General features: G+C 70.8%; 1 protein-coding gene. It reads left to right on the plus strand.

Annotated features, from left to right (window positions below):
• Positions 1 to 243 (plus strand): pyruvate kinase (locus tag PSEWESI4_RS24975; RefSeq protein WP_235979015.1); only part of this gene is annotated, 243 nt, incomplete at both ends.

Consider the following 243-nt stretch of genomic DNA (forward strand, 5'->3'; position numbering starts at 1 on the left):
CGCCCGGCACGCCGAGGCCATCGACACCGTGGTGATCGCCGGCGGCGAGTTGTCCGACCGCAAGGGCGTCAACGTGCCGGAAGCGGTGCTGCAACTCTCGCCGCTCACCGAGAAGGACCGCCGCGACCTGGCCTTCGGCCTGGCGCTGGGCGTCGACTGGGTGGCGCTGTCCTTCGTGCAGCGCCCCGAGGACATCGTCGAGGCCCGCGAGCTGATCGGCGACAAGGCCTTCCTGATGGCCAA

The sequence above is a fragment of the Zestomonas carbonaria genome (genome assembly GCF_904061905.1).
Lineage (GTDB): Bacteria > Pseudomonadota > Gammaproteobacteria > Pseudomonadales > Pseudomonadaceae > Aquipseudomonas > Aquipseudomonas carbonaria.